At 71.6% G+C, this 6329-nt stretch carries 7 protein-coding genes; 2 read left to right on the top strand and 5 right to left on the bottom strand.

Going from position 1 to position 6329, the window contains the following annotated elements:
- Window positions 1-543, top strand: a 543-nt coding sequence (locus ABT085_RS42540; RefSeq protein WP_351621391.1) for an RNA-guided endonuclease TnpB family protein, incomplete at its 5' end; no start/stop codon positions are given.
- Window positions 544-563: 20 nt separating this feature from the next.
- On the top strand, window positions 564-923 hold the full coding sequence (locus ABT085_RS42535; RefSeq protein WP_351621388.1) for a hypothetical protein: 360 nt from the start codon (window positions 564-566) through the stop codon (window positions 921-923).
- Between the two features lie 48 nt (window positions 924-971).
- On the opposite strand, the gene ABT085_RS42530 is transcribed toward ABT085_RS42535, so the two are convergent.
- From ABT085_RS42530 to ABT085_RS42510, 5 genes are all read right to left on the bottom strand, one after another.
- Complete coding sequence (locus ABT085_RS42530) at window positions 972-1385, bottom strand: DUF5132 domain-containing protein (protein ID WP_351621385.1); 414 nt, start codon at window positions 1383-1385, stop codon at window positions 972-974.
- Window positions 1386-1434: 49 nt separating this feature from the next.
- Entirely contained in the window at window positions 1435-2604 is a 1170-nt protein-coding gene (locus tag ABT085_RS42525) for an alpha/beta hydrolase (protein ID WP_351621382.1), read from the bottom strand.
- Window positions 2605-2655: 51 nt separating this feature from the next.
- Window positions 2656-3453 (bottom strand): thioesterase II family protein, encoded by a 798-nt coding sequence (locus ABT085_RS42520; protein WP_351621379.1) that lies wholly within the window; start codon window positions 3451-3453, stop codon window positions 2656-2658.
- A gap of 231 nt (window positions 3454-3684) precedes the next feature.
- Complete coding sequence (locus tag ABT085_RS42515) at window positions 3685-4017, bottom strand: DUF5132 domain-containing protein (protein ID WP_351621376.1); 333 nt, start codon at window positions 4015-4017, stop codon at window positions 3685-3687.
- Window positions 4018-4255: 238 nt separating this feature from the next.
- Window positions 4256-6016 (bottom strand): DUF885 domain-containing protein, encoded by a 1761-nt coding sequence (locus ABT085_RS42510; RefSeq protein ID WP_351621373.1) that lies wholly within the window; start codon window positions 6014-6016, stop codon window positions 4256-4258.
- Between the last annotated feature and the right edge of the window lie 313 nt (window positions 6017-6329).

The raw sequence follows: 6329 nt of genomic DNA, 5'->3' as shown, positions 1-6329 counted from the left end.
AACCGGGCCAAGGCCCGCATCAAGGTCGCACGCCAGCACGCCAAGGTGGCCGACCGGCGCCGGGACTTCCACCACCAGGCATCCACACAGATCATCCGCGACAGCCAAGCGGTGTACGTGGAAGACCTCGCGGTGTCCGGCCTCGGCCGTACCCGGCTCGCCAAGTCCGTGCACGACGCGGGATGGTCCGCGTTCGTCGGCATGCTGGAGTACAAGGCGGCTCTGCACGGCCGCACCTTCGCCAAGGTGGACCGCGCCTTCCCGTCCTCCCAGCTCTGCTCGGCCTGCGGATTCAGGGACGGCCCCAAGCCCCTGCACGTCCGAAAATGGACGTGCAACGCATGCCACGCCGGGCACGACCGCGACCACAACGCAGCACGCAACATCCTCTTCGAAGGACGCCGAATCGTCGCCACCGGACGGGTGGAGACGCCAAACGCCCGTGGAGCGCCGGTAAGACGGGCACACGTGCCCGCACAGCGCGTTGAAGCAGGAAGCCCCCGGAAGGGTCAGACGACCCAGGCCGGAATCCCTGGACTTTAGGCCAGGGAGCACGTCAACGGATGATCCAGTACGCCCGGCATCTCGCCCGCGGCGAACCGTGGACCGGGCGGGGGCCGGACGCCGACTCCCCCCGGGCCTTCCTGGGTCTGGTGGCCACCGGCCCCACCGTCGTCGGCGACGACAGGTCGTGGACGGCCGGAATGCTGGCCCGGCACGCGCACGACGCGCTGCTCGTCGACACCGAGGGGCACGGGTTCCTGCAAGGTGCCTATCTCAATCCGCGCCTCGACGTGCTGGTCGTGCACGGGGCTTCCCACCGGGTGGGGCGGGGCGACGAGAGCCCGCGGGCGAGCCGCAACGCCGCCCGGTTCGCGCTCGGCCTCCTCGCCCGCCTCCCGCGCACGCCGGATGCGTGCTGAGCCGCTCCGCCCCGGCCGGCAGGCGCCGGCGGCCGGCCCCGACGGTCCTCAGCCGACCGCGGCGCCGTGCGCCGCCACCGCTCCGTCGACATGGCCACGACGTACGCGAGCCGAATTCGACAGCTTCTCGGCGGCCACTTCGGCGGTGAGGCCCTGAATCTCCTCGCCGGCCTCGATGACCGCACGCCTGATTTCGAAGGTCAGGCCGACGGACGTCTTGATGACGCCTCGCGCCAGCGGTTTCGCCACTCTTTTGACCAGAGGGGCTGCGATCATGCCGACAAGGAAGGGAGGAACTGCAGGGAGCATGTGTGAACCCTCTTCTTGTGTACACAGCACGGCTGCCGCCGCCACACGCGCTCTTGCCGTCTGGCCGACAGCGCTGGACAGGAATTCCGCCCCCACCGAAATCACGGTAGTCGGACCTCGGCCGATACGCCCGTGGACGCCGACGCTGTTCATTCGTTCGGACGGAAGCCCGCCGCAGCGCACCGTGACCGCGCAACGGAATTCAGAGCGATTTCGGCGCGCCCGGCGTGCACTGGTCCAGCAGTGAGTCCACCACCTGCACGACGAATTCGGGTACGCGATCGGGGAAGTCGTGGCCGGTTCCCTCCGGGGTGTAGACCCGCCGCGCCCTGCTGGAGGCCGCGAGGAACCGTTCTCTCACGGTGAGGAAGAAGTGCCGTACCCGGGCGCTCTCCTGCGGATCGCCGACCGCGTCGAAGATCTCGCCACCGCCCGTCAGATCGCGCGGCGCCACCAGGAGGAGGGGCATCGAGCCGAGCTCCCCGTCGTGTACGGCCGTCTGCCAGCCGTCCCTGGTGATGCCGTCCGGCGTCAGCTCCCGCAGAATCGATGCCGCGGCACAGTTCGCCTTGGTCCTGAGCTCGATCATGGCGAGCACCCGCGCAGGGTCCTCGGAGGTGTGTACGTCGGTGTGCGTGCCGGAGGTGTGCGTGTCCTTCCCGTCCGCGAGGGGGTGCAGGCCGAAGAGGTGGCGCAGCGCGAGAACGGTCTGGCTCCTCGGGGCGTGCCGCAGGGCCGGAAGCGCCGGGCCGAAGGCGACGGCATCGGGCGGAGTGGGGTCGAGCAGCACCAGAGCGGCCACCAGGTCGGGGCGGCGCCTTGCGACGTTGGCCATGAGCAGCCCCCCGAACGAGTGCCCCACGAGGACGTAGGGCCCCGTTTCACCGGCCCGCTCCAGCACTTCGATCAGTTCGACGGCTTCTGCCGCCGTCGTGCGGGGGAACGGGCCCAGGTCGCTCCAGCCGGCCCCCGGACGGTCCACCAGGACCGAGCGCATCTGCTGCCGCGCCAGCGCGTGCAGCGGGTACATGGCGTACCCGGCGGCATGGCCGCCCGGCATCCAGACCACGGTGGGCCGCGCTCCGCCGTCCCCCTCGGCCAGGACGTGCATACGGTAGCCGCCCACGTCGACCATGCGTCCGGGTGGCGGATACCTCACCCGCACCCGGGCCACATGCACCAGATGGCGCAGCGACCCGAGACCGAGCGCGAGGGCCACGGCCCACAGCACACCGCCGAGAATCCGCCAGCCGGACCCCAGGGCGAGGCACCATGCGCCCACGGCCGCGGGCAGCAGCGCGATGGCCGACCCGGCCCAGTCCCGGCCGAGCAGCCGGAGTATCGCGTCGGCGGCACGTGTGCCCGGTCGCATGGTTCCCTCCCGTCCCGGCCTTCGTGGCCGCTGCCGGGGACACCGCGCGTCTCAGCGTCCGGTACGACCATCGTCTCCTGGGAGCCCCGCGGGCGCCATGCACGCGCCGGCGAGGCGGGCCGCCACATCGGCGACGACCTCGGCCTCGCGGTCCACGAGGTAGAAGTGGTCCCCGGGGAACGGGCGCAGTTCGAAGGAGCCGGGGGCGGTCAGGCCGGACCAGGCGAGGACCGCGTCGAGCGCGCAACTCCGGTCGTCCTGGCCGACGTACGCGGTGATCGGCGTTTTGACCGGAGCCGGCTGCGCCGGGTGGTAGCCCGCCAGCAGCCGGTAGTCCGAACGCAGGGCGGGCAGCAGCAGATCGCGCAGCTCCGGGATGTCGTAGGCCTCCGAGTGCAGGTCGCCGAGACCACGGACATGGGTGATCAGCGATGCGTCGTCGGCGTCGTGCAGGTCGACGTGTTCGGCCCGCTGGGGGGCCTCGTGCGCGGAGACCAGCAGATGCTCGGGGACGATGCCGTGGGCTTCGAGTCTCAGCGCCACCTCGTAGGCGACGCAGGCGCCCATGCTGTGCCCGAAGAGCGCCGACGGCCGGTCCAGCCAGGGCCGCAGTGCCTCCTCGATCGTGTCGGCCAGGGTGGCCATGTCCTCGACGCAGGCTTCCGCGAGCCGGTCCTGCCGGCCGGGGTAGCGCACGGCGAGCACCTCGACGTCCTCCGGCAGCAGCGCGGACCAGCCGTGGAACAGCTGTGCCGTGCCGCCGGCGTGCGGGAAGCACACCAGTCGGAGCCGGGGCTCCGCCGCCCGCCGGTGGACCCGGAACCACTTGTTCGCCTCGGCCGCCGTCATCACCGTCGCAGCCCTCGCTGGTGCAGGGAGTCGAGCTTGGAGAGGAAGACGGGAAGCTGCTCCACCGCCCTCCTGGACACATAGGCGGTCTGCACGGTGTGGCGCTGACGATCGGTCACGACGAGTCTGTAGGCACCGCCTTCCTGGATGAGTTCCGCGGAATACAGAGGGGTTGCGGTCGCAGACATCTGGCCTGTCTCCATCAGGGGTCGTCCTCGAGAGCCGGCCGGCTCAGCGCACCTTGGTGGCGACCGAACCGGCGCTGCGGTTCTTGCCGGCGGGCTTGTCCCCACCGGCGGCCTGTCCCTCGTTCGCATCCGCGGCTGCGGGCGCGGGCGCCGATCCGGCGGCCGCCGCCACCCGTCCCGCGGTGGCGTCCTCCGGCGCGCCGCCGCCGTGCTCGGCACCTTGTGCGGTCTGGGCCGTGAGCACTTCGGCGGTCGCCTCGGCCGCGAGATCCTGGATTCCCTCGCCGGCTTCCTGAACGGCTCGCTTCACTTCCATTCCCAGCCCCACCGACGTTTTGACGAGCCCTCGCATCAAGGGCTTGCCGAGCCTCTTCACCAGGGATGCGGTGATCAGACCGATCAGGAAAGGAGGTACTACAGGCGGCATGGCACAACATCCTTCTCTTCTGTCGAGGAGATGGTGATTGAAGACATAACGGTGAGGTGAAACAGCGAAACGTGAGTGACCACGAGAGAACTCGGCGGGATGCGTGCATTCCGCATCAGCGAGCCCCCGCCATCCATCACAGAGAGTATCCGAGGTCGAGCAGGCGGCTACAGATTCCCCGTGGCCTTCACTCCTTCGAGTAGAGCGGCCCTCCCCGGGAATCCCCGGGCAGTTCCCGCTCCACCCGTCGGCGCAGTGCGGGAAACGGCAGTGTGCCGCCGGCCAGCACGGTCTCGTGAAAGGCGCGCACGTCGAACGCGGCACCGGCACCGCGTTCGCACACCGCCCGCAGTGCCGTGAACTCCGCGTGACCTGCCCGGTAGGTCAGCGCCTGCCCCGGCAGATCGGTCGCGTAGCGCAACAACTCCGTGCCGATCTGGCGTTCGGACTCGGCTGCCGCGTGGTCGCGCATGAAGGTGCGCGCCTCCTCCAGTGTCATCGTCCCGAGGTTGAGTCCGGTGTCGACGACGAGGCGCTGCGCGGTGAAGCGCTCGTGAGCCAGTCGTCCGTACGCGTCCCACGGGTCGTCGTACAGCCCCATCTCCCAGGCGAGCCCCGCCGCGTACTCCGCCCAGCCCTCCTCGAACCCGCTGAAGGCGACCAGTTCGCGTCGCAGGTCGGGCAGCGCGGTGTTCTCGGCCTGGCGGGCGAGATGGAAGTGATGGCCGGGCGACAGCTCGTGGTAGATCAGCGCGGCCGCGCCGAGCAGTGACCGGTGGGCCAGGTCGGAGGCGTTGTAGCGGTAGCGGCCGACCGGCTGCGTGGCGGTCGGCGGTTCGTAGTAGCCGAACGTCATCGACCCCTCCAGCGCCGGGTCGAGGCGGGCCACGCCGTAGGGGGCGCGGGGCAGGACCGCGAACCACCGCGGCAGCAGCGGTGCGAGGCGGTCGAGGTGTCCGCGGTAGCGGGCCTCGGCCTCCTCCGGGGTGGCGGCGTACAGGCGCGGCTCGGTGGCGAGCCGTTCGTTGAACTCCGCCTCCGTCCCGGCGAAGCCGAGCGTGTCGCGCATCTCCCGCATCCGCTCGCCGAGTTCGCGGCAGTGCTCGCGGCCGAGTTCGTGGAGGCGTTCGGGCGGTGTGTCGCCGGAGGTGTACGTCCGGACGAAGGCCCGGTAGGCCGCCTCGCCTTCCGGGTAGCGGGCCCAGCCGACGGCCTGCGGCGCCTGCCGGAGGTAGTGCGGGTCGCCCACGAGGGCGATCAGGCGGTCGTACGCCGGCTCCAGTTCGGCGGCGACGAGCCGTTCCACGGCGTCGCGCAGCCGGCCCCGGCCGGCCGTGTCGAGCCGGGTGAGCCGTCCGGCGTCCGCCCGGACGTACCGGGCCGTCGACTCCCGCAGCCGGGTGAGCGTGGTGCGGACACCGGTCAGGGCCGGAGCGTGGACGCGAATGCCCCGTGCCGCCTGCCCGGCGACCTTGTCGCCGATCGTCGCGACACACCGGGCCAGGTCCCGTACGAGGGTCGCGTACCGGTCCGCGTCGGCCCGGTGCTCGAAGCGGAACGGGCGGAAGACCGTGTCGCCGTACTGCTGGAGGCGGAAGAGCTGGTACGGCGTGGCGGTGGGGGTGAGCCAGTGGAACCGTGCCGCCTCCGCCTCCTGTTCGGCCAGCGCCCGCAGGAAGCCCGCCGTGTCGGCGGCGGCACCGGACAGCTCCTCGGGCCGCAGCGCGCCCAGCCGGCCCAGCACTCCCGCGGCGAACCCGGCGCGCTCGTCGGCCTCCGCCGCCGACACCCCCGGCAGCGACTCGACCGGCAGCCCGCGCCGTGTGCGCAGCGACGGCTCTCGTACGAGCAGGAAGTCCCAGTACGAGGCCGCGAGCCGGTCGATCTCGCGCGCCGTCGAGTCGTCCGGGGAGTCCCCCGGACCGATGACCACTGGTTTGATGACCATGACGCCAGTGTGCGTGCCGGGATGACGCAGCGTCAGCAAGGGGACGGTGCACCGCGCGTCGGGCGGTCTCACTCGGACGGGGGAACTTGCCCGGCGCGTTCGCGTCCGGCCCGGGAGGGCCCGGCCGGCGCCGTCGGTCGCGGTGGCACGATGAGCGCCATGCACCGCCGAACCGTGTGGTCTCCCAGGACTCGGCCGGTCGTGGCGGCGGCGGCCGTCGTCGTCGTGCCGGCCGGGCGCGGCGACGCCGTGTCGCCTCCGGAAGTCAGCGGTGACCGGTCGCCGCGCACCTCCGAGGACCGGCCGTCATGAC

Origin of the sequence: Streptomyces sp. NPDC002265, from assembly GCF_040296125.1 — a bacterium.
Lineage (GTDB): Bacteria > Actinomycetota > Actinomycetes > Streptomycetales > Streptomycetaceae > Streptomyces.
This window is presented reverse-complemented; position numbering and strand designations above follow the sequence as displayed.

Bases quoted from the DNA above. Each gene is read 5' to 3' on its own strand.
- ABT085_RS42535 (WP_351621388.1), top strand. From the start codon at position 564: ATGATCCAGTACGCCCGGCATCTCGCCCGCGGCGAACCGTGGACCGGG.
- ABT085_RS42530 (WP_351621385.1), bottom strand. From the start codon at position 1,385: ATGAACAGCGTCGGCGTCCACGGGCGTATCGGCCGAGGTCCGACTACC.
- ABT085_RS42525 (WP_351621382.1), bottom strand. From the start codon at position 2,604: ATGCGACCGGGCACACGTGCCGCCGACGCGATACTCCGGCTGCTCGGC.
- ABT085_RS42520 (WP_351621379.1), bottom strand. From the start codon at position 3,453: ATGACGGCGGCCGAGGCGAACAAGTGGTTCCGGGTCCACCGGCGGGCG.
- ABT085_RS42510 (WP_351621373.1), bottom strand. From the start codon at position 6,016: ATGGTCATCAAACCAGTGGTCATCGGTCCGGGGGACTCCCCGGACGAC.